This window comes from Arthrobacter sp. NPDC058097 (assembly GCF_042884885.1).
Taxonomy (GTDB): domain Bacteria; phylum Actinomycetota; class Actinomycetes; order Actinomycetales; family Micrococcaceae; genus Arthrobacter.
Genome location: NZ_JBHVSZ010000003.1, coordinates 351,170 through 372,648, shown reverse-complemented (window position 1 = coordinate 372,648; position 21,479 = coordinate 351,170). Strand labels below are relative to the sequence as shown.

Below are 21,479 nucleotides of genomic sequence, written 5' to 3'. Positions count from 1 at the left end.
AACGGGGATATTCAGGGGAAACGGCTGCGCCGGACACTTGAGGTGTCCAAGTCCGATTGGGGATAATCCGAAGGATTGCCGCGCATGCCCACTCCGCTCAACCAGACGGTGGCCGATTCCGCACTACTGACCAAATCCCTTCCGTTGGGCCTGCTGAGGGCCTTCGTCCAGTCGGAGGCAGCCGACGACGGGCTCACGCCCCAGCTGCTCGGCGAACTGAAGATCCTGGCCCGGACGCCGGGGCTGCTCGTCGCGTGCAATTACGGCGGAACCCTGTGCGCCGCCGAGGGCATCTCCACGGAAACGCTGCCGCTGGGCAGCGCGGCCATCGCCCTCCGGGCCCTTGCGGCCCTGCCCAACACGCACGCCGCGGTCATCTCCGGACGGTCCCTGCGTGACCTCGCCGCCGTCTCCCGGCTTCCCGCCGAAGTCCACCTGGTGGGTTCGCACGGTGCGGAGTTCGACATGGGGTTCGCGCACGGACTGTCCCTCGCCACGGAGTCGGTGCTGCAACAGGCCAACCAGGCCCTGCTCGAAGCGGTGGGCGCGGACAAGGGCATCAGCATCGAACGAAAGCCCGTCGCCGTCTCTGTCCACACCAGGTCCGCGGCCCCGGACGTCGTGGCCCGGTGTGCCAGGAAAGCGGAGGAGGTCGCCCGGGCCCTCGGGCTCTTCTTCATTGTGGACGGCTCCGTCCTGGACCTCTCCGTGCTGCCGCCCTCCAAAGCCGATGCCCTGGACCACCTGAGGGCCCGGCTGGGGGTGAGCGCCGCCCTGTACGCCGGGGATGCCGTGAGCGACGAACTGGCCATGGCCACACTCCGCGGCCCGGACATGGGGCTGTGGGTAGGGGACATGCCATCGGAGACCAAACACAGGTTGAAGGATCCGGAATCCTTCGCTCGTGTGCTCGGCATCCTCTTCGAGTTGCGCCGTGCCTGGCTTTTCGGCGAGGACGCCGTCGGTCTGGAGCGGCACTCAATGATCGGGAACGGCTCCTCCACCGCGTTGGTGACGCCCGAGGCCAAGATCTGCTGGATGAGCCATCCCCTGCCGGACTCGGGCTCTCTCTTTGCCCACATCCTGGGCGGCGACGCCGCCGGGCACTTCTCGGTGGAGCCGGTCAAGGCGTCGCGGGTTCTTGGCCAGCGGTACGTGGACAGCACCATGATCGTGGAAACGCGTTGGGCGGACGTCACCGTGACTGATTATCTTGAGCCTGCCCCGGAAGGCATCACCAGCCTGGTCCGGGTGCTGTCAGGCACCGGGGCGGCCCGGATCGTCTTCGCGCCCCGGCCGGACTACGCCAATGCGCCCTTCAGCATGGAGGCCCGCGGCAGTGAGCTCCACGTGGTCGGCACCTCCGACCCCATCATTCTGCTGGCGCCGGACGTCATGTTTGCCATCACTTCGGACGGGCGGCACGCAACAGCCACCGCCGAGGTTAATCTGCAGCACGGACCGGTGGTCCTCAACCTCAGGTGCGGCGATACGGAGCCCCAGCACGCTCACGGGACAGGTGAAGCGGACCGCAGGGCCGCCGTCGCGCATCATTCCCGGCGCTGGGTACAGGACCTGAGCCTGCCGTCCGTCAAGCCCTCCCTCGTGCGGCGCTCGGCACTGGTGTTGCGCGCGCTGGTCCATGAGCCCACCGGCGCGGTGCTTGCGGCCCCCACCACGTCCCTTCCGGAGGGCATCGGCGGCACCCGCAACTGGGATTACCGCTACTGCTGGCTGCGCGACGGATCCATGACCGTCAATGCCCTGGTGGACCTGGGATCAACGGTGGAGGCCGACGGCTTCCTCAGCTGGCTGACCGGGATCCTGGCGAACGCCCCTGGGCCGGAATGGCTGCATCCGCTGTATTCCGTCACCGGTGCACCGCTGTCCACGGAGGCCATCATCGAGAGCCTCCCCGGATACGCGGGTTCGCGTCCCGTACGGATCGGCAACGCCGCGGACCACCAGGTCCAGCTCGATGTCTTTGGCCCGATCGCGGAGCTGATCCACGGGCTGAGTAAGTCCCGGCATTCGCTGGCTGACGGGCACTGGGAGTTGCTGGTCCAGATGGCCAGCGCCGTGCTGGCGCGGTGGCACGAGCCGGACCACGGCATTTGGGAGGCCCGGCGCGCCCCGAGGCACCATGTCTACACCAAGGTGATGTGCTGGGTGACCCTGGACCGCGCCCTGCGCACGGCCGCCCGGCACGGCCGCAGCCCCGACCCTGCCTGGGCGGACACGGCGGCCGCCATCCGGGACGAGGTGCTCCGGGAGGGATGGGACCACACCGCCGCGTCCTACACCGTCGCCTACGACAGCCCGGACCTTGACGCCGCTGTACTGCACATCGGACTGTCCGGACTGCTCGACGTCAGCGACCAGAGATTCCTGGACACCGTCGCTGCCGTGGAGCGGGAACTCCGGGTGGGACCCACGGTTTTCCGGTACAAGTACGACGACGGCCTGCCGGGCCTGGAGGGCGGCTTCCACATCTGCACCACCTGGCTGATCGAGGCGTACGTGGCGGTGGGCCGGATCGCCGACGCCTGGGACCTCTTCGACCAGTTGGTCAACCTGTTTGGGCCCACGGGGCTGCTTCCGGAGGAGTACGATCCGGGCACCGAGACGCATCTGGGGAACCATCCGCAGGCGTATTCACACCTCGGGTTCATTCGCTGCGCGCTGCTCCTGGATGGGCACCAGCGGAGCTGAACCTACGCCCGGGAAGCCGCAAAGATCGCCGGCGCCGGGCCCTCACCGGTGGCAAGGTCCGCGAGGATCCGGCCCACCACCGGAGTGAACTTGAAGCCGTGGCCGGCGAAACCTGCCCCGATGACCACGGGCCCGATCCGGTCCAGCACGAAGTTGTGGTCCGGGGCGGTGGTGTAGGTGCAGCTGATGTCGGTCATGGCGTCGGCGTCCACGCCGGGCAGCCAGTCCCTCGCGTACTGCTGGAGGGCTGCGCGCTGGCGCGGTTCGGGCAGGTAGGACCTCAGGTCCGGGTCCACGACGGGCCCCACTCCGTGCCAGCCCGCCTTGATGCCTTCGCCGGGTGTCAGCATGCCGTACACGGGGGAGTAGAAACCCGCATAGTCCCGGCCCTCGCCGGGGAAGTGGTTGAACCCCGGCCAGGAGGCGCCGTCGTCGGTGATGCCGAAGTGGGCCGGCTGCTCCTGGGTGACGGTCAGGCGAGGGGTGGCGACTGAGCCTGCGAGCAGCTTGGAGGTCCAGCCGCCTGCGGTGACCACCGCCTGCCGGGCGGTGAGCGCCTCCGCCCGGCCGCTGTCGTCCACGGTGAGCCGGACGCCGTCGTCGAGTATGTCCAGCCCCACCACCTTCACGCCATGCCTGATGGCCGCGCCGTTCCGTGCCGCGAGCCGCTGGAACGCGGGAAGCGCGGCCTCGGGGTTGAGCTGGCCGCCGTCGGGCATATGGAGGACCTGCTGGTCAAAGCGGATGCCGCGCCAGCGCTCGCCGGCTTCGGCCAGCGGCACGAAGTCCGCCCGCAGGCCCGTGCCGTTCAGCGCCGCGTGGATCTCACCGAGGTGCGGGTCGGGACCGTGATTGACGACGCCGGTGCGCGCCAGCAGCTGCTCGCCGCTCTCCTCTTCGAGCTCGGCCCAGAGCTTCAGTGTTTCGGCCAGCATGGCGACGTACTCGGGCTCCGCGTAGGCAAGGCTCAGGTTCCGGGTTGCACCGTGCGAGGCGCCCTTGTGGTGGCCGGGCGTGAACTGCTCGAGCAGTGTCACGTCGCGTCCGCGGGCAGCCAGCGCCCAGGCGGCAGCGGAACCCATGGCTCCGCCTCCGACGATCACGGTGTCCAGGGTGGTGTTCAAGGTTCCTCCAGTTCGGGCGGCAGCCGGGGAGCGGTCAGGGGTGGGGCTTTTGGGGGGTGGGGCGGCAGTTATGCCAGAAGCAGGGCCACACCGATCATCGCAGGCACGGCCACGATGGTGGTGATCAGGACGGTGTCCTTCGCCACCGTGAGCCCGGCCTTGTACCGGCTGGCGGCGACGAACACATTCTGCGCAGTGGGCAGGGCGGACGTGACCACCACGGCGAACAGGGCCGCACCGTCCAACCCGAGGGCGAAGCGCGCAAAGACATACGCAATGGCGGGGTGGACGAAGAGCTTGAAGCCGCTGGCCAGCAGGGCGTCGGTTCTCCGGCCGGCGTCCGCCTGCAGCGGCTTCGACCCGTTCAGGCTCATGCCGAAGGCCATCAGCATGGCCGGAATCGCGGCGCCGCCGATCAGGTGGACGGGCTCCAGCAGCAGCGGCGGGACTTGAAACCCAGTTCCCGCGACCAGCAGCCCGAGGGCCGAACCGACGATCATGGGGTTTTTCAGGATCAGCATCACGAACCGGAGCGGCGTGGTCCGGTGCGAGCTGGTGGTGGCATCGAGGGCCATGAGGAACATCGGCGTGAAAAACGCCAGCTGGAAGATCAGCAGCGGAGCGACGTGGCTGGCGTCGCCGAGGACGTAGACGGCAATCGGGATGCCCAGGTTGGCGGAGTTGGCCAGCGAGGCGCTCATGGACGACATCAGTGATTCCGGGACGCTGCGCTTCAGCAGGAACCTGACGATGATGAAAAACAGGGCGGCGGTGGTGACGGCACCGACTGCTGCCACGAGTAGCGGGGCAGCGAACACGTCACGGAGGCTGGCCCTGCTGAGTGTTTCGAAGAGCAGCGCGGGGCTGGCCACGAAGAAGGTCAGCCCGCTCAGGACCTGGCGGGCGTTCTCGCCCAGGATGTTGCGCCTGCCCACGAACATGCCCACCAGGATGATGGACCACACCACGAAAAAGCCCGCGAGGACGCCTAGCACGGAATAGCCGTCGGGGGCAGGCTGAGGCAGGCAGTGGCATCCACCATCCCAGCCTAATCAGATTTATTCAGCCGCGGTTCACGTTGTGGCAGGGATCTCGCAGCTGCCGATCAGCTGAGCGCCGCGTTATTCAGCGCGAACGGCGGCCGCAGCAGTCCCGGGGTGAGGCCTTCGGCGGGGTCATTGCCCAGCTGAATGATGCGGTTGTCCTTGTCCACGTGGACAACCTTCGGCTCGTAGGCCTTGGCTTCCTCGGTGGTCATCTGCGCATAGGTGATCAGAATGACAACGTCGTTCTCCTGCACCAGGTGGGCTGCGGGGCCGTTGATCCCGATGACGCCGGAGCCGCGCTCGCCGGCGATGGTGTAGGTCTCGAGGCGGGCACCGTTGGTGACATCCACAATGGCCACGAGCTCGCCGGGCAGGATATCGGCAGCGTCGAGCAGGTCCAGGTCAACGGTGACTGAACCCACGTAGTGCAGGTCCGCGTGCGTGACAGTGGCCCGGTGGATTTTGGACTTAAACATTGTGCGATTCATAACGTCAACAGTCTAACGCCGGGGTCAACGCTTGGCTGTGAGCCAGGGAACACCCCGCTACACAGCTTCGCCGCCTGTTGTCGTGGTTCCGGGGGTTGCCGCGGGGGCGCCGGAGGCGTCCGCTCCGGTGTCGATTTCCTGGGCAGCCGCAATGGAGGCGGCGGTTGAGGCAAGGATCTCCCGGGCCGCGAGGATGGCGGGCCGCTGCGCGCCGGAGCGCCGCACGGACGTGAAGACCGTCCGCCTCGGCTTGCCGGGAAGATCCAGCAGCTTGGCCGTGGTGCCCCGGCCGGTCCACACCAGATCCGGCATCAGGGCGACGGCGTTTCCGGACTCGATCAGGCGGATCTGGGCCTGCAGGTCTGCTGTTTCAAAGCGGACGTCCGGCTCAAAGCCGGCGCTCCGGCAGGCCTGTTCGGCCCAGTGCCGCGACGCCGCGCCGCGCGGCTCCATCACCCAGGGCATCTCCGCAGTGTCTGCGAGTGACTCGACTTTCGCCCGGCCCTCGGCCGGCGGCGGCACCGCGAGACGGATGGCGTCCCCCGTGAGGCGTACACGGTCCAGCTCGGGGTAACGGGGCGCCGCGTGGCCGGGGTACTGCTCGGCGATGACCAGGTCGAAGTCGCGCGCCCACGTCTCATGCAGCGCCGTCTCGGGTTCGCGCTGCGTCATCTCGATCCGGACCTCGGGGTAGGTCGCGGCGAGCCGGGTCAGAGCGTCAGGCATCAGCGCCAGTGCTGCGGACTGGAAGACTGCGATCCGTACGGTGCCCGAGACGGTGGTCAGGGATGCGGCCAGGTCCGCCTCGGCCTGTTCCAGGGTTTCCAGGAGGTGCGCCGTGTGCGCCACCAGAACCTCGGCCTGCGGCGTGAGCTGCACCCGGCGGCCGGTTTTCCTGAGCAGTTCCACCCCCACTTCCTTCTCAAGCAGGGCCAATTGTTGGGAAACTGAGGACGGACTGTACTGCAGGGCTGCTGCCACCTCGGCGAGCGTGCCCCGGATCTTCAGCTCGCGGAGCAGCCTCAACCGGCGGACATCAAGCATGGACCGTTCCTTGGATTGCACAAATGAATAGTCGGACTAACGAATACTGGTTAGAAGTATGCACTTTATCTAATGCAACACTGCTTGCATACTGAACAGAATGAGTTACCCCCATCACAGGGCGAAATGATGGGGCCGCACCTAAGCAGGAGTCCCAATGAGTACAACAGATCCCTCGCAGTCAATCCTGAGGCGCAAGCCCATTGACGACATCGAAGTAGAGAACAAGCACAGCGGCCTATTCAAGTCCCTCGGGCTGTGGCAGCTGACCGCCATCGGCGTCGGCGGCATCATCGGCGTCGGCATCTTTTCGCTGGCGGGCCTTGTAGCGCACGGCAGCGCGGACACCCCCGGCGTCGGCCCTGCGGTGTTGATTTCCTTCCTGATCGCCGGCCTGGCCTCGGCAGCCGCGGCGCTGTCCTATGCAGAGTTCGCCGGCATGATTCCCCGTGCTGGCTCTGCGTACACCTACGGCTACGTGGCCCTGGGCGAAATCATCGGCTGGTTCATCGGTTGGGACCTGCTGCTGGAGTACATCGCGATCGTGGCCGTGGTGGCCATCGGCATCTCCGGTTACTTTGACGCCTTCCTGTCCGGCATCGGGATCGACATGCCCGCCTGGATGACGTCCACGGTGGACGAGGGCAAGGGCGGCATCATCAACATCCCCGCCATCCTCGTCTGTCTGCTGGTCACCTGGATCCTCTCCCGCGGCACCAAGACCTTCGGCCGGTTTGAACTGATCGCCGTGGCCATCAAGGTTGTCCTGATCCTGTTCATCATCGGGCTGGGTGTCTTCTACATCGACACCCAGAACTTCACCCCGTTCATGCCCAGCGGCTTCGGGCCCGTCGTGGCGGGCTCCGCCACCGTGTTCTTCGCCGTGTTCGGATACGACGCCATGAGTACCGCGGCCGAAGAGGCGACCGACGGCAAGAAGCACATGCCCAAGGCCATCGTCCTGTCCCTCATCATCGCCATGTTGCTCTACGTAGCCGCCACGCTCGTGCTCACCGGCATGCAGAACTACAAGGACATCGATCCTGCCGCCGGGTTCGCCTCGGCGTTCCAGAGCGTCGGCCTTCCCGTGATCGCTACCATCATCTCTGTCTTCGCCGTGCTGTCCATCCTCACTGTGATGCTCACCTTCCTCCTGGGCGTCACCCGCGTGTGGTTCTCCATGAGCCGCGACGGGCTTCTTCCCGGCTGGTTCTCGAAGACCGACCGGCACGGAACCCCGCAGCGCGTGACCTGGATCGGCGGCATTGCCTCGGCGCTGCTGGCCGGCGTATTCCCGATCAAAGCCGTCGCCGACCTCACCAACATCGGCATCCTCGCTGCCTTCGTGGTGGTGTGTGTTTCCGTGATCATCTTCCGCTACACCAAGCCGGAGGCGCCGCGCACCTTCCGCCTGCCGCTGATGCCGGTGGTCCCCGCGTTCGGTGTCCTCGCCTCCGCCTTCCTCATGTTCCAGCTGCACTGGGAGACCTGGCTGCGCTTCGGCATCTGGCTCGTGATCGGCCTGGTTATTTACTTCGGCTATGGCAAGCGGCACTCGCTGATGAACCCGAACAGCCCGCGGCACGACGAAGCGGTGGAGATGCACACGCCCGCGTAGCCCCCTTGCCATCGGCGCCATCCTGACGAACCCTCCCGCACCTCTCAGGTGCGGGAGGGTTCGTCGTTTAGCGACGAAAGCTGAGGACGCGTCGGGGAAAAAGCGACAGGATCTGACGGAGCGTTTGGGAAAGACGGCGAAAGCTGAGAGGGCGTTTGGGCTCCGCAACGCTCGATCAGATCCTGCCGCGTCTTTCCCAACCCTTCCTCACGTCCTGCAGGGTTTTCCCGCACGCTTCCTCACGTGTTGCGCCGGCCGCGGAGGGGCGTCGTTTCGGGCTGCGGGCGTCAATACAGAACGATCGGTATTCCTAACGTGTATTGCTCAGAAAAGGTCGCTTTATCTTAAGGGAAGCCAGGCTCATACTGATGAATAAGACGATCACATCGCATTGAAAGAACGAGGAAAGCCATGACCAACACCGCAACGGATCACCGCGTGCAGGCAGGCAAGGGCGCCACTGTATCCGGCGCCGTCGCCACCCCCTCGGCAGGGTCGGGGGTCGCCGAGGCGACCGCTCTGGCCACCGACGCAATCGCCCTCGTCCGCCGCTGGCTGACCGAAGCCAGCAAGGTTCCCGTGGACGCCTCCGCCGAGCAGCTCGCCGGTGTCCTGAAGGACCCGAACGGCCTGGACTTCACCGTGGGCTTCGTCGACGGCGTGGTCCGTCCCGAGGACCTGCACGTCGCCGCCCGCAACCTCGCCGCCCTCGCCCCGAAGGTTCCCGCCTTCCTGCCCTGGTACATGCGCAGCGCTGTCCAGGTGGGCGGCCGCATGGCCCCGGTCCTGCCGCAGGTCGTCATTCCCGTGGCCCGCAAGGTCCTCCGCGAAATGGTGGGTCACCTCATCGTCGACGCCACCGACTCCAAGCTAGGCCCGGCCATCGCCAAGATCCGCAAGGACGGCATCAAGCTCAACGTGAACCTGCTCGGCGAGGCCGTGCTCGGTGAGCACGAGGCGTCCCGCCGGCTCGAAGGAACCCACACCCTGCTGGCCCGCCCGGACGTGGACTACGTCTCCATCAAGGTGTCCTCCACCGTGGCACCGCACTCCGCCTGGGCCTTCGACGAGGCGGTGGAGCACGTCGTCGAGAAGCTCACGCCGCTGTTCGCCCGCGCTGCCTCCTTCCCCAAGCCCAAGTTCATCAACCTGGACATGGAGGAGTACAAGGACCTGGATATGACCATCGCGGTCTTCACCCGGATCCTGGACAAGCCCGAGTTCAGGAACCTGGAAGCCGGCATCGTGCTCCAGGCATACCTCCCCGACGCCCTTGCCGCCATGATCCGGCTGCAGGAATGGGCCGCCGCCCGCCGCGCAGACGGCGGCGCGGCCATCAAGGTCCGCGTGGTCAAGGGCGCCAACCTTCCCATGGAGCAGGTGGAAGCCTCGCTGCACGGCTGGCCGCTGGCCACCTGGGGCACCAAGCTCGACTCCGACATCAACTACAAGCGCGTCATCAACTACGCGCTGCACCCGGACCGGATCGGCAACATCCGGATCGGCGTGGCCGGCCACAACCTGTTCGACATCGCCTTCGCCTGGCTGCTGGCCAAGCAGCGCGGCGTCGAGTCGGGCATCGAATTCGAGATGCTGCTCGGCATGGCGCAGGGCCAGGCCGAGGCCGTCAAGAAGGACGTCGGCTCCCTGCTGCTCTACACACCCGTGGTGCACCCGGCCGAATTCGACGTCGCCATCGCCTACCTGATCCGCCGCCTCGAAGAGGGCGCCAGCCAGGAAAACTTCATGTCCGCCGTCTTCGAGCTCAGCGAGAATGAAGGACTGTTCGAGCGCGAAAAGCAGCGCTTCCTGTCCTCCCTGCAAGAGCTCGACGACGAGGTGCCGCCGCCCAACCGCCTGCAGAACCGCAGCCACCCGGCAGAGCTGATGCCGCGCACCGGCTTCCAGAACACCCTGGACACCGACCCGTCCCTGCCCGCCAACCGCGACTGGGGCCGGGCCATCCTGGACCGGGTTCCGACGTCGATCCTGGGCAACGCCTCCGTTGAGGCCGCCACCATCACGGACGCCGACACCCTCAACACCGTGATTGCAACGGCCGTTGAGAAGGGCAAGGCATGGGGTGCGCTGTCCGGTGCCGAGCGTGCCGAGATCCTGCACCGCGCCGGCGACGTGCTCGAAGCCCGCCGCGCGGAGCTCCTCGAGGTCATGGCCAGCGAGACCGGCAAGACCATCGACCAGGGCGACCCCGAGGTCAGCGAGGCGGTGGACTTCGCCCACTACTACGCCGAGTCAGCCCGCAAGCTGGACCAGGTCGACGGCGCCAGGTTCGTTCCGGCGAAGCTCACCGTGGTTACCCCGCCGTGGAACTTCCCGGTGGCCATCCCTGCCGGTTCCACCCTTGCGGCGCTCGCCGCCGGCTCCGCCGTCGTGATTAAGCCTGCCAAGCAGGCCCGCCGCAGCGGCGCCGTGATGATCGAGGCACTGTGGGAGGCCGGCGTTCCGCGCGACGTGCTCACCATGGTGCAGCTGGGTGAGCGCGAGCTCGGCCAACAGCTGATCTCCCACCCGGCCGTGGACCGCGTCATCCTCACCGGCGGCTACGAGACCGCCGAACTGTTCCGCTCGTTCCGCAAGGACCTCCCGCTCCTGGCCGAAACCAGCGGCAAGAACGCCATCATCGTCACACCCAGCGCTGACCTGGACCTCGCTGCGAAGGATGTTGCCTACTCCGCGTTCGGCCACGCCGGCCAGAAGTGCTCCGCCGCCTCGCTGGTGATCCTGGTGGGCTCTGTGGCCACCTCGAAGCGGTTCCACAACCAGCTGATCGATGCCGTGACCTCCCTCAAGGTGGGCTACCCGCAGGACCCCACCAGCCAGATGGGCCCGATCATTGAGCCTGCCAAGGGCAAGCTGCTCAACGCGCTGACCACCCTCGGCGACGGCGAGAACTGGGCCGTCGAGCCCCGCAAGCTCGACGACACCGGCCGGCTCTGGAGCCCGGGCGTGCGCTACGGCGTCAAGCGCGGTTCCTACTTCCACCTGACCGAGTTCTTCGGTCCCGTCCTCGGCGTCATGACGGCGGACACCCTGGAAGAGGCCATCGCCATCCAGAACCAGATCGAGTACGGCCTCACCGCCGGCCTGCACTCCCTCAACACCGACGAACTGGGAGTGTGGCTGGACACCATCCAGGCCGGCAACCTCTACATCAACCGCGGCATCACCGGCGCCATCGTGCAGCGGCAGCCGTTCGGCGGCTGGAAGAAGTCGGCGGTTGGCGCCGGCACCAAGGCGGGCGGCCCCAACTACCTCGCCGGCCTCGGCGACTGGACCAGCGCCGAAAGCACCCAGGGTGCCGCGGCGGCCATCGCTAACCGCCGGGTGCAGCGCCTCCTCGACGCCGTGAAGGGTGAACTCAGCGCAGCCGACACCGAAGCGCTGCAGCGGGCACTGGGCTCCGACGCCCTCGCCTGGGCCGACGAATTCGGCACCGCCAAGGACGTCTCCAACCTCAGCGCCGAGCGGAACATCTTCCGCTACCGTGCGCTGCCGGTCACCATCCGGCTGTCCGACGGCGAATCCCTCCGTGCGCTCGTCCGGACAGTGGCCGCCGGCGTACTTGCCGGCGCCCCGCTCACCGTTTCGTCCGGCGTCGAACTTCCCGCCCAGCTGCGTGCGGTGCTCACCGGGCTGGACATCACCGTGACGGTGGAGAACGACGCCGCGTGGCTGGTATCCGCCGGCCGCCTCGCCGCGGCGGACAAGCTGTCCGGCGGACGCATCCGCCTGATCGGCGGCTCCGCTGCCGACCTGGCCGAAGCGACCGGCGGCCGTCCGGACCTGGCCATCTACGCCCACGAAGTGACGGAGGCCGGCCGCATCGAAATGCTGCCGTTCCTGCACGAGCAGGCCGTCAGCATCACAGCTCACCGGTTCGGCACCCCGAACCACCTCTCCGATTCACTGATCTAAACGTTCCGGCCTTTCTAACCGGGCAAAGAGAACGGGCGGGCACCCATCAGGTGTCCGCCCGTTCTCTTTGCCTGTTGCTGCTTAACCCAGATACCAGCCGGGTGGGGCCCACGATGCCGGGACGCTGTGTGCGGAAAAGTCCTCGCAGCGCGTGCAGGTGTACGCGACTTCGCCCAGCTTCCGGACGGTGCCGTCCTGGCGGTGCTTGGGCGGCACGAAGGACTCAAGATAAATGAACTCGTCGGTTCCGCACTTTTCGCAATTGGGCTGGCCGACGTATTCGGCGTCCATGGTCATGGAGTGGCGGGTATAGCGGGGGTTTGCGGCTGTGGTCACGGCGTACCTATCCCGGACACACGGGCTTCATTGCCAAAGCATGTCCGTTTTCGAAACCTGTGTGTTGACAGCCGCTGCATGACCGCAACATTCACAGCATAGGCCAGCTGCGAACCGTTATCAATCATTTTCCGGCCGCAGCCAGCCTAAACAGGCTTCTTCAGCGTCCTTCCCATGATGGCCTGGGTCAGGGCGTCGATGACCTCGGCGTTCGCCAACGGGTTCCTGATCAGCGTGAAGTCGACATCCCCCACCGGCGGCAACTCGAAGCGGCGGGTGATGATTTTCAGGTCCTCGGGCACCAGGGAGGACGGCATCACGGCCACCCCGATCCCGGCGCGGACGGCCGCCAGCACGCCGCTGATTTGCTTGGTGGTGCACGTGATGCGCCACGTCCTGCCTACGGATTCGAGCGCGTCGATGGCAAGCTTGCGGCTCAGGCTCGGCGCGGGATAGGCGATCAGCGGCACGGGATGGCCAGGTTCCAGGGCGGTCTGCTCGAGGCCCACCCAGGAGAAGGTGTCGTGCTGGACCACGGTGCCGTCCTTGGCGCCGGCCACCCACTTGACGAAGACGAGGTCCAGCTGGCCGGAGTTCAGGCGCTTGTACAGCTGGTCGCTCTGGCCGACCGTGAGCTCGAGGTTGATCTGCGGGTAGATCTGCCGGAACTCGCGCAGGATCCGCGGCAGGCCGGTGATGGCGAGGTCGTCGGCGGTGCCGAAGCGCAGACGCCCGCGCATGGCCGAACCGGAAAAGTAGCGGGCGGCGGCGTCGTGGGCGGAGAGGATGCTGCGGGCGAAGCCGGCCATGGCATCGCCGTTGTCCGTCAGGCTGACGTCCCTCGTGTCCCGGCTGATGAGCGTCCGTTTGGCGGCGGCTTCAAGCTTGCGCACGTGCTGGCTGACCGTGGGCTGGGCCAGGCCCAGGCGCTCTGCCGCCTTGGTGAAGCTCAGCGTTTCGGCCACGGCGAGGAACGATCGGAGCTGGGCCGGTTCGAACATGCGTCCTCCTCGACGGCGGTAGTCATTACGTTTAGCAATGTTAGTTATAGGAGCAATAGTCCTCCACAATCAGAGGTGCCGGCCATAGCGTTGAGGGCATCCCCCATCGGACCGCTCAGCTGAGGAAACCCCTGTGACACCCCCACCGCCGCCACTGGCCACCGTCACCCCGCCCGTCGCCGTCGTCAGTGAACGCCTTCCGTGGCGCCACACCTTCATTTCACTCCGGGTCCCCAACTTCAGGCTCTTCGCCGCGGGCCACTTCATTGCCGTCATCGCCATCTGGATGCAGCGCATCGCCCAGGACTGGCTGGTGCTCCAGCTCTCCGGTTCGGTCACCGCCGTCGGGTTCACCGTGGCGCTGCAGTTCCTGCCCTCACTGCTGCTGGGGCCGTGGGGCGGGATGGTCGCGGACAGGTTCTCCAAGCGCAAAATCCTCATTCTGTGCCAGTCCGCCGCGGCGATCCTGGCCGCTGCGCTCGCGGCCCTGTCACTCACCGGGAGGATCGAGGTGTGGCACGTCTACGCCATCGCGCTGGTCCTTGGCCTCGTCACCGTCCTGGACCAGCCCGCCCGGCAGGTCTTCGTCCACGAACTGGTGGGCCCCCGCTACCTGCGCAACGCCATCAGCGTGAACTCGACTACGTTCCAGCTGGGCGGGCTCATCGGTCCGGCGATCGCCGGGGTGCTGCTGACCGCCGTCGGTGCCGGCTGGGCCTTCGCCGCCAACGCGGCTGCCTGCTGCTCCACGGTGGCGATGCTCCTGCTGCTGCGCCGGGACGAGCTGTTCGTCAGTGCGCCGGCGCCCAAGTCCAAGGGCATGCTGCGGGAGGGGCTGCGGTACGCGCTGAACAAGCCCACCATCTACTGGCCGTGGCTCATGGTGGGGTTCATCTCCGTGTTCGCCATGAGCCTGCCCGTGCTGCTCGCCGCCTTCGCGGACCGCGTGTACGGCATAGGCGCGGGCGGTTACGGCATGCTGAATGCGCTCGTGGCCCTCGGGGCGCTGACAGGCGCGGTTGCCTCCACCAGGCGGCGGCAGCTCCGGCTGCGGTCGGTGGTCCTGGCGGCCGGCATGTACGGGCTGATGCTGTGCCTGTCCGCGGCCGTTCCCACCCTGCCGCTCTTCGGCGCAGCGCTGGTGCTGTCCGGGTTCTGGTGCCTGATGTTCCTCACCGCGTCCAACCAGCTGGTGCAGACCAGCTCCAACATGGGCATCCGCGGCCGGGTGATGAGCCTGTACATCATGGTGCTCATCGGCGGCCAGGCCCTCGGCGGACCCATGATCGGTTTCATTGCCGAGCACTTGGATCCGCACGCAGGGCTGCTGGTGGCCGGAGGGGTGCCGGCGCTCGCCGCGGCGACTGTCGCCGTCGTGCTTGCCCGCAAGGGTGAGTTGACGCTCAAGGTGGACCTGCGGAGCCGGCGGGGACTGCTGCGGGTGGTGCGCCGCGCGGCGTAGGGCCGGCGTGCAGCACAGCAGGGGGTGGTTGGAGCGGCTGACGGGAATCGAACCCGCGTATCAAGCTTGGGAAGCTAGCGCTCTACCATTGAGCTACAGCCGCAGTCGCACCGGAAACTGCCCGGGGCAGAACCTAGCTTAGCGCAGTTGTACCGTGACCCCGGCCATCTGGATCCCGAGTCCGCCCGCGTCGCCAAGCCCGGCCGAAATGTCCTCCCCGTAACTGTTCGGTAAAGGCCCGGGCGGTGCGCGGCTCCGCGTCGGCGAGGATGACTATCCTGAATCTCGTTAGCTGCAGTATGGGGAACGGGCTACGCAAGGCAGGCCCGACGTCGGAAAAGGATCCCCATGGCAGGTGCAGAACACGAGGTCCTCGTTGCGCGCGACGCCATGACGGTCTGGTCCTTCCTCCTGGACGGCGCGAATCTGCCCAGATGGCAGGCCGACGTCCGGAGCGTAGGGCTCAGTTCGGGCAGCGCCGGCAGCGTGGGGGCCAAGTACCAGGTCACGGTTGACGGGCCCCATGGCCGCCCGGTGGCGCGCGATTACGAGATCACCCATGCCCGGCCCGGCGCCGAAATCCAGTTCCAGGTGGTGGCCGGCCCGTCCCTCCTGCGCGGCGGTTTCTACCTCAGCACCGAGAGCGCCGGAACCCGGGTGCGGTTCGCGCTGGAGGCCCCGACGCGCGGCTTCTGGAGCTTCTTCCGGCCGGCTTACCGGCGCCGGCTCCGGGCCGCCGTGGGACAGCTCGCGAAGCTGCCCGCCGTTATCGAAGAACGCACGACGGCGGACTGAGACTTCGTCTCTCCCGTTGGAGTTTTCGTCCACATATCGCGAGTTAGAGGCCCCCTAACTCGCGATATGTGGACAAAAACTCCATATGGCGATACTTCTTACTGGGCCAGTTGCTGGCCCGCCCAAACGCCGGGGATGGCCGACGGCGGCGACAGGACTCCGCCGTCGAGGTTCCAGTACTGCATGGGGCCGGCTTGCCCGGCTTGTCCTGTACGCTGCAGGACCAGCCCAGTGGAGTAGACGCCGGTGACGCCGTGCAGTGCGCGGATGGAAGTCACGTCGCCCCAGCCGCTGGCGACCAGTGTCCGGGCTTCGGCCTGGGGCGACGGACCGCCGGAACCGCGGTAGAGCAGAACGGTGCCGTCGCCCTGGCGGGCCAGCAGGTCCTGGAACCCGTCGCCGTCGTAATCCACCATGGCGAGCCGGGTGGCGGTTACGCCGGAGGCGATGAGGGTCCGCTGGACCAGGTCGCCGGTGCCCCGGTTGGGGTAGAGCCAGAGGTTTGCGCCGGCGTCGAGGGCCAGGAGCGCGGGGAGCCGGTTGGTGGAACACCACCCGCCGACGGCCAGCGTCATCCCCGCCCAGCCGGACTGCCCCAGCGTGACCGGCGGCAGGAACCCGCCCGCCAGCTGCCCCGGATACAGGGTGAGGCGCCCGTCGGACCATTGGGCGAGCACGTCGAAAACGCCGTCGCGGTCCCAGTCGGTAACGAAAACCTGCCGGGCGGCCGCGAAGCCGGAGCCGATGGTTTCGGGCGGGCCGAACTGTCCGGCGCCCAGCGCTTGCCGGTTGATGAGCTGCCCCGAAGAGTCCACCGACACGATGTCCCCCGCGCTCCTGATGGCGGCCGTGGCCAGATCCAGGGTGGGCGGCATGTGCTTCACCAGCGGTTCGCACACGTCGGCCGGCTGCACGGGAACCGACGTGCTGCCACCCGGAGCGGCCGTGGTGCCGGCCGGCAGGGCCGTGTAGCCGAAGAAGTTCACCACGCCCCACATGGTGTAGCGGTTGGGCGTGGTCTGCCAGTTCCCGTCGGTGAAGGTGATGCCGATCCCGACGACGTTGAACCGCGGGTCCGTGAGGATGGCGTTGTGCGCCGGCGAGTTCTTCCACCACTCGACGAGCTGCGCGGCGTCGCGGTCCCAGCGGACGGCGATGACCTCGCCTGCACCGTTGGTGGGGCTCAGGGCCCGGGCATCAGTCCAGAAGTTGGCCCGGTGTTCAATGACCTCGCGGGACGCAATGCTGTCCGACCATTCCTGCGCCAGGCCGGCAACCGTCGCGTGGTACTTAACGGCCGCCAGGCCGAGGGACGCCCGGTAGGTGTTGATGGCGTTGAAGACGGCGGCCACCTGTGCGGCGTTGCTGTCCGGCACCAGCGCCTGCGGTGTCAGCAGGCCCTTTGCGGCGGCGCCTTGGTCCGTCCGTGCCGTGTCCTGCGGTGCGGCGAAGGCATCGGCGGGTGCGGAGAGCGGCGGAATGGAGGCCGGTTCCGGCGGGCCCTCTGCTGCGGGGCCGGCGACCTGGGCCGGAGCACGCTGCGGGGGCGCGGGCTGCGTGGTGTGGCTTGGTGCGGCGGGCACTTCCCGGGCGGTGACGGGCGCCGGGGCGGGGACTGCCGCCGGGGCCGGGACCGCCGTCGTCCCCGTCTCCGCCGGTGTTGCGGTGTGCGGTGCGGTGTCAGCAGCTCCGGTGAGTGGGAGCCGTGGTGAGAGTGCCGCGGTGGCCGGGCCGCCGTCGTCGGGCGTTTTCCGGGACTGCGCAGGGACGGCTTCCGGTGCGGCGGCAGGGGCGCCCGGCACCGCGGTGGCCGTGGCGGAACTCCCGGCGGCTGCCATGGTTGGCAGGCCGCTGGCCGCGGGCGCCGCCAGCGCGAGGGCGCAGGCGAGTGCAACAGCGGCCTTGGCCGCAATCCTGTTCAAAATATCCCCAGCTCTATTTCCGGCCGTGTGACGTGAGACCGCCAGCCTGATTGTTCACGCAACACTAGCGGCAGGGCAGGGGAGCGGCAATGGTATTTTTGAGGGTGTGCTGATCTCTGACCGCGACATTCGTGCCGAAATTGATTCCGAACGGATCGTCCTCGATCCGTACGAAGCCGCGATGGTCCAGCCGTCCTCGGTGGATGTCCGGATTGACCGCTATTTCAGGCTGTTCGACAACCACAAATACGCCCACATCGACCCCGCCGAGGAGCAGCCCGAGCTGACCCGGCTGGTGGAGGTGGAGGAGGGCGAACCGTTCATCCTGCACCCGGGCGAGTTTGTGCTCGGCTCCACCTACGAAACCGTCACGCTGCCCGACGACATCGCGGCGCGCCTCGAGGGCAAGTCCTCGCTCGGCCGTCTCGGCCTGCTGACGCACTCAACGGCCGGCTTCATCGACCCCGGCTTCTCCGGGCACGTCACGCTGGAGCTGTCCAACATGGCCACGCTTCCGATCAAGCTCTGGCCCGGCATGAAGATCGGCCAGCTCTGCTTCTTCCGGCTGACCTCCGCCGCTGAGTTCCCCTACGGCTCTGGCGAGTATGGCAACCGCTACCAGGGCCAGCGCGGACCCACCGCGAGCCGCAGCCACCTGAACTTCCACCGGACCGACATTTAGCGCCAGCTGGTTGCGGCGAGAGGTGAGATCCCGTCGCTTTGCGGCCTCATAAACGTCGAGATCCCACGTCTCGATGAGGAAACGGCCCCGGCGAGGCTCAGGCCCGGACGGGTTCCGGCCGCGCCGGCCGGGAGAACTTCTTGACGAGGGGCTCGACGTAGCGGGCAGCCAGCGGGCCCATGACCGCCATGATGAGAACGTACGCCGTGGCGAGGGCGGCGAGCTCGTCCGTCACCACCCCGGACGTCACGGCGAGGCCGGCGATGACAATGGAAAACTCGCCGCGTGCTATCAGCGCAGCCCCGGCGCGAAAGCGGCCCGGCCGAGCGATGCCGGCGCGCTTGGCGGCCCATACTCCCGTGATGAGTTTGGTGGCGGCTGTGACAACCGCCAGGACAAGCGCCCACGCCAGCACCGGCGGAATGGACGTGGGGTCCGTGTTGAGTCCGAACGCCACGAAGAAGATGGCAGCAAACAGGTCCCGCAACGGCTCAAGAATCCGCGTTGCACTGTGGGCAGTGGCGCCCGAGATCGCGATGCCGAGCATGAAGGCGCCCACCGCGGCGGACACCTGCAGCACCGCCGCCACGCCGGATACCAGCAGCGCGGCCCCGAGCAGGTTCAGCAGGAAGACCTCGGAATTCTCGCTGTGCACGGCTTTGGAGACGTGGTGCCCGTGGCGCAGGGCGACCAGCAGCACCACGGTGACCACAGCCAGTGAGACGCCCACGGTCTGCAGGCCGCCCAGGAAGCTGACCCCGGCAAGCGTGGCGGTGAGGATCGGCAGATAAATCGCCATGGCCAGGTCCTCGAAGACCAGGATGGAGAGGACGACTGGTGTCTCGCGGTTACCGATACGGCCAAGGTCCGTGATGACCTTGGCCGCGATGCCCGACGACGATATATACGTGACGCCGCCCATAACCATGGCGCCCACGACTCCCCACCCGAGAAGGGCAGCCAACGCGGCGCCGGGAATGAAGTTCAGGACGAAGTCGAGGATGCCGGCCTTCCACGATCTGCGCAGACCGGTCACGAGCTCCGTCGCCGTATATTCCAGACCGAGCATAAGCAGGAGCAGGATGACACCGATCTCGCCCGAGAGGTGGGAAAACTCCTTCATGCCGCTCAGCTCCACGACACCACCGGCGCCGAAGCACAGCCCGCCCACCAGATACAGCGGAATGGGTGACATCCCGATCCGCCCTGCCAGCCTCGCCAGCAGGCCGAGGCAGAACACAACTGCCCCGAGTTCGATGAGGGACAGGGCCACGCGGTCCATGAGGGTCAGCCGTTGCGCAGGATGTCCGCCGCAGCGTCCAGCCCCTCTTGCGTGCCGACGGCGACCAGCAGGTCGCCGGGGTGAAGCAGGAGGTCAGGGCCCGGCGAAGGAACCACCTCGCCTTCACGCATGATCGCCACAATCGAAACGCCGCACCGTGTGCGAATGCGGGCTTTGCCCATGGGCTGGTTCTGGAACGGGGAGTCCGCGGCTATGGAGAATTGCCGGGTGGCGATGCCGGGAACTTCCCGGTGGGCCTCGGTCAGCGCCATGGCAATGTGCTGGCCTCCCAGCAGATTCCCCAGGCATGCCGCTTCCTCGCCGGTCAGCGGAATCGAGGCCTGGCACGTGTCCGGGTCATCCCACGTGGAAACGAACAGCTCGGTCTGGCCCTCGCGCAGTTCCACCACCCCGATGCGCCGGCCGGATGCTGTCATGAAGTCCTTGCGCCTGCCAAGGCCCGGGAGGTCTGTCTCTTCCACGTACATAACATCAGCCTAGTCCGCAAACCTGCGATTTCGATTGAATCTGCGGGGCCCTGGCGGGGCTTAAATGTCCGTTCGCGCCAGGGCACGCGCCAGGGAAGGCCCGGAGCAGGGACGGGAGCAGGGCGGGGCCGGGTCAGGACTGCGGGACGACGGCGATCTCGGCTTCACTCGGGGCCTTGACCGGCAGGAGGACCAGGAGCCCGGCGAGCAGCACCGCCATGATGCCCAGGATGCCCCAGCGCTGCGCTTCCCCCTGGGCCACCAGGGGAGTGGCGACGGTGATGCACAGCGTGAACAGGGCAGGGGCCAGGAAGCTCACCGCGCGGCCGGTGGTCGCGTACAGGCCGAAGAGTTCGCCGGATTCGCCCTGCGGGGCCAGCCGCGCGAGGTAGGCGCGCGAGGAGGACTGGGCAGGCCCGACGAACAGGCAAAGGAACAGGCCGAAAACCCAGAACGTCGTGGCGCCGTACCAGGGCACCCCGAAGAACGTGTGGTTGTCGTTGCCCAGCACCAGAATCACCGTTCCGGCGAGCAGCAGGCCGGTGAGGGATCCGATGATCACAGCCTTTGGACCCACCCTGTCGTCCAGGAAGCCGCCGATGATCGCGCCCACGGCGGCCACGATGTTGCCGAAAATAGCGAAAAAGATGACCTGCGGCAGTGCGAAGCCGAAGGTGCCGGCCGCGATGATCCCGCCGAAGGTGAAGACCGCCGCCAGCCCGTCCCGGAAGATGGCGCTCGCCAGCAGGAAGAAGATGGTGTGCGGACTGGTCCGGTAGATAGCCTTGATCCTGCGCGCCAGCAGCCCGTACGACGCCAGGAACCCGAGCCTCGCCGCGCGCTTCAGTTTGGGGAGCTCCGGCACCGCGAACATCACCGGCAGCGCGAAGATGAAGAACCAGAGGGCGGAGAACACCGCCACCAGCCGGATGTTGAGGCCGTCCTGCGTTGAGGCGCCGAACCACTCGAAGCGAGGCTGCACGAAAAGCTGCAGCACGATGAGCAGGGCCACGATGCCGCCGAGGTACCCCATGCCCCACCCGAACCCGCTGACCTTGCCGATATTCCTCGGCGTCGAGATCTGCGCCAGCATGGCGTTGTAGTTGACGCCCGCGAACTCGAAGAAGATGTTGGCCAGGGCGATCAGGGACACCCCCAGCAGGAGGAACTCGGGCCGCGGAAACACGAAGAAGCACAGCGCCGTCAGGACCGCCACGGCGGCCGTGTTCACTCCCAGCCAGAGCTTGCGGCGGCCACCGGTATCGGACCGCTGGCCCGTGACGGGCGCGAGCAGGGCGATGGCCGCCCCTGCAATGGCCAGCGCCCCGCCGAGCACCGCCGATGCCCGGTCTTCGCCGCCGAACGCCTGGGACGTCAGGTAGACCGTGAAGACGAACGTCGTCATGACCGCGTTGAACGCCGCGGATCCCCAGTCCCAGGCCGCCCAGGCCAGAACGCGGCCCTTGCTGGAGGCCTGCTGGCCTGCTTCAAGGTCCGACGACGGCTGCGTCGCCTCGGATGCCGCTGCGGAGTTCATAGGCCG

Annotated in this window: 16 protein-coding genes and 1 tRNA gene; 6 read left to right on the top strand and 11 right to left on the bottom strand. The window is 67.3% G+C overall.

Features of this window, described 5'->3' with window-relative positions:
• Positions 1–84: 84 nt before the first annotated feature.
• A complete protein-coding gene (locus ACFVTE_RS08180; protein ID WP_387098995.1) occupies positions 85–2,712 on the top strand; it encodes a trehalase-like domain-containing protein in 2,628 nt (875 codons plus the stop codon).
• Between the two features lie 2 nt (positions 2,713–2,714).
• Here ACFVTE_RS08180 and ACFVTE_RS08175 read toward each other — a convergent pair whose 3' ends face one another.
• The 4 genes from ACFVTE_RS08175 to ACFVTE_RS08160 all read right to left on the bottom strand — a co-directional run bounded on the left by ACFVTE_RS08175 (position 2,715) and on the right by ACFVTE_RS08160 (position 6,414).
• The gene (locus ACFVTE_RS08175; protein WP_387098993.1) at positions 2,715–3,836 is read right to left on the bottom strand and encodes an FAD-dependent oxidoreductase; all 1,122 of its coding nucleotides are present in this window, start codon (positions 3,834–3,836) and stop codon (positions 2,715–2,717) included.
• Between the two features lie 68 nt (positions 3,837–3,904).
• Complete coding sequence (locus tag ACFVTE_RS08170; RefSeq protein ID WP_387098991.1) at positions 3,905–4,831, bottom strand: AEC family transporter; 927 nt, start codon at positions 4,829–4,831, stop codon at positions 3,905–3,907.
• Positions 4,832–4,941: 110 nt separating this feature from the next.
• Positions 4,942–5,370: an aspartate 1-decarboxylase gene (panD, locus tag ACFVTE_RS08165; RefSeq protein WP_387098989.1), complete on the bottom strand. Its 429-nt coding sequence runs from the start codon at positions 5,368–5,370 to the stop codon at positions 4,942–4,944.
• A 57-nt stretch (positions 5,371–5,427) separates the two neighbouring features.
• Positions 5,428–6,414, bottom strand: coding sequence for a LysR substrate-binding domain-containing protein (locus ACFVTE_RS08160; protein ID WP_387098987.1), 987 nt, complete (start codon positions 6,412–6,414; stop codon positions 5,428–5,430).
• A 157-nt stretch (positions 6,415–6,571) separates the two neighbouring features.
• Between ACFVTE_RS08160 and ACFVTE_RS08155 the strand changes: the two genes are divergently transcribed.
• Both ACFVTE_RS08155 and ACFVTE_RS08150 read left to right on the top strand, forming a co-directional pair.
• Positions 6,572–8,032 (top strand): amino acid permease, encoded by a 1,461-nt coding sequence (locus ACFVTE_RS08155; protein ID WP_387098985.1) that lies wholly within the window; start codon positions 6,572–6,574, stop codon positions 8,030–8,032.
• A gap of 411 nt (positions 8,033–8,443) precedes the next feature.
• The gene (locus ACFVTE_RS08150) at positions 8,444–11,968 is read left to right on the top strand and encodes a proline dehydrogenase family protein (RefSeq protein WP_387098983.1); all 3,525 of its coding nucleotides are present in this window, start codon (positions 8,444–8,446) and stop codon (positions 11,966–11,968) included.
• Between the two features lie 81 nt (positions 11,969–12,049).
• On the opposite strand, the gene ACFVTE_RS08145 is transcribed toward ACFVTE_RS08150, so the two are convergent.
• The gene (locus tag ACFVTE_RS08145) at positions 12,050–12,304 is read right to left on the bottom strand and encodes a hypothetical protein (protein WP_387098981.1); all 255 of its coding nucleotides are present in this window, start codon (positions 12,302–12,304) and stop codon (positions 12,050–12,052) included.
• Between the two features lie 146 nt (positions 12,305–12,450).
• Entirely contained in the window at positions 12,451–13,305 is an 855-nt protein-coding gene (locus ACFVTE_RS08140) for a LysR substrate-binding domain-containing protein (protein WP_387098979.1), read from the bottom strand.
• A 133-nt stretch (positions 13,306–13,438) separates the two neighbouring features.
• Between ACFVTE_RS08140 and ACFVTE_RS08135 the strand changes: the two genes are divergently transcribed.
• Positions 13,439–14,767 carry an MFS transporter gene (locus ACFVTE_RS08135; protein ID WP_387098977.1) on the top strand — a complete coding sequence of 443 codons (1,329 nt, stop codon included), beginning with the start codon at positions 13,439–13,441 and terminating at the stop codon, positions 14,765–14,767.
• A gap of 29 nt (positions 14,768–14,796) precedes the next feature.
• On the opposite strand, the gene ACFVTE_RS08130 is transcribed toward ACFVTE_RS08135, so the two are convergent.
• Positions 14,797–14,870 (bottom strand) — tRNA-Gly (locus ACFVTE_RS08130).
• A gap of 245 nt (positions 14,871–15,115) precedes the next feature.
• Between ACFVTE_RS08130 and ACFVTE_RS08125 the strand changes: the two genes are divergently transcribed.
• Positions 15,116–15,562: an SRPBCC family protein gene (locus ACFVTE_RS08125; protein ID WP_387098975.1), complete on the top strand. Its 447-nt coding sequence runs from the start codon at positions 15,116–15,118 to the stop codon at positions 15,560–15,562.
• A gap of 98 nt (positions 15,563–15,660) precedes the next feature.
• Here the strand turns inward: ACFVTE_RS08125 and ACFVTE_RS08120 are convergent, their stop codons facing one another.
• On the bottom strand, positions 15,661–17,484 hold the full coding sequence (locus tag ACFVTE_RS08120) for a CAP domain-containing protein (protein WP_387098973.1): 1,824 nt from the start codon (positions 17,482–17,484) through the stop codon (positions 15,661–15,663).
• A gap of 106 nt (positions 17,485–17,590) precedes the next feature.
• Between ACFVTE_RS08120 and dcd the strand changes: the two genes are divergently transcribed.
• Entirely contained in the window at positions 17,591–18,166 is a 576-nt protein-coding gene (dcd, locus tag ACFVTE_RS08115; RefSeq protein WP_003803277.1) for a dCTP deaminase, read from the top strand.
• A 97-nt stretch (positions 18,167–18,263) separates the two neighbouring features.
• On the opposite strand, the gene ACFVTE_RS08110 is transcribed toward dcd, so the two are convergent.
• The 3 genes from ACFVTE_RS08110 to ACFVTE_RS08100 form a co-directional block, all read right to left on the bottom strand.
• Entirely contained in the window at positions 18,264–19,448 is a 1,185-nt protein-coding gene (locus ACFVTE_RS08110; RefSeq protein ID WP_387098971.1) for a cation:proton antiporter, read from the bottom strand.
• 5 nt (positions 19,449–19,453) lie between these two features.
• Positions 19,454–19,936 carry a cation:proton antiporter regulatory subunit gene (locus tag ACFVTE_RS08105; protein WP_377951376.1) on the bottom strand — a complete coding sequence of 161 codons (483 nt, stop codon included), beginning with the start codon at positions 19,934–19,936 and terminating at the stop codon, positions 19,454–19,456.
• Positions 19,937–20,069: 133 nt separating this feature from the next.
• Positions 20,070–21,473, bottom strand: a complete 1,404-nt coding sequence (locus ACFVTE_RS08100) for an MFS transporter (RefSeq protein WP_387098969.1) — start codon at positions 21,471–21,473, stop codon at positions 20,070–20,072.
• Between the last annotated feature and the right edge of the window lie 6 nt (positions 21,474–21,479).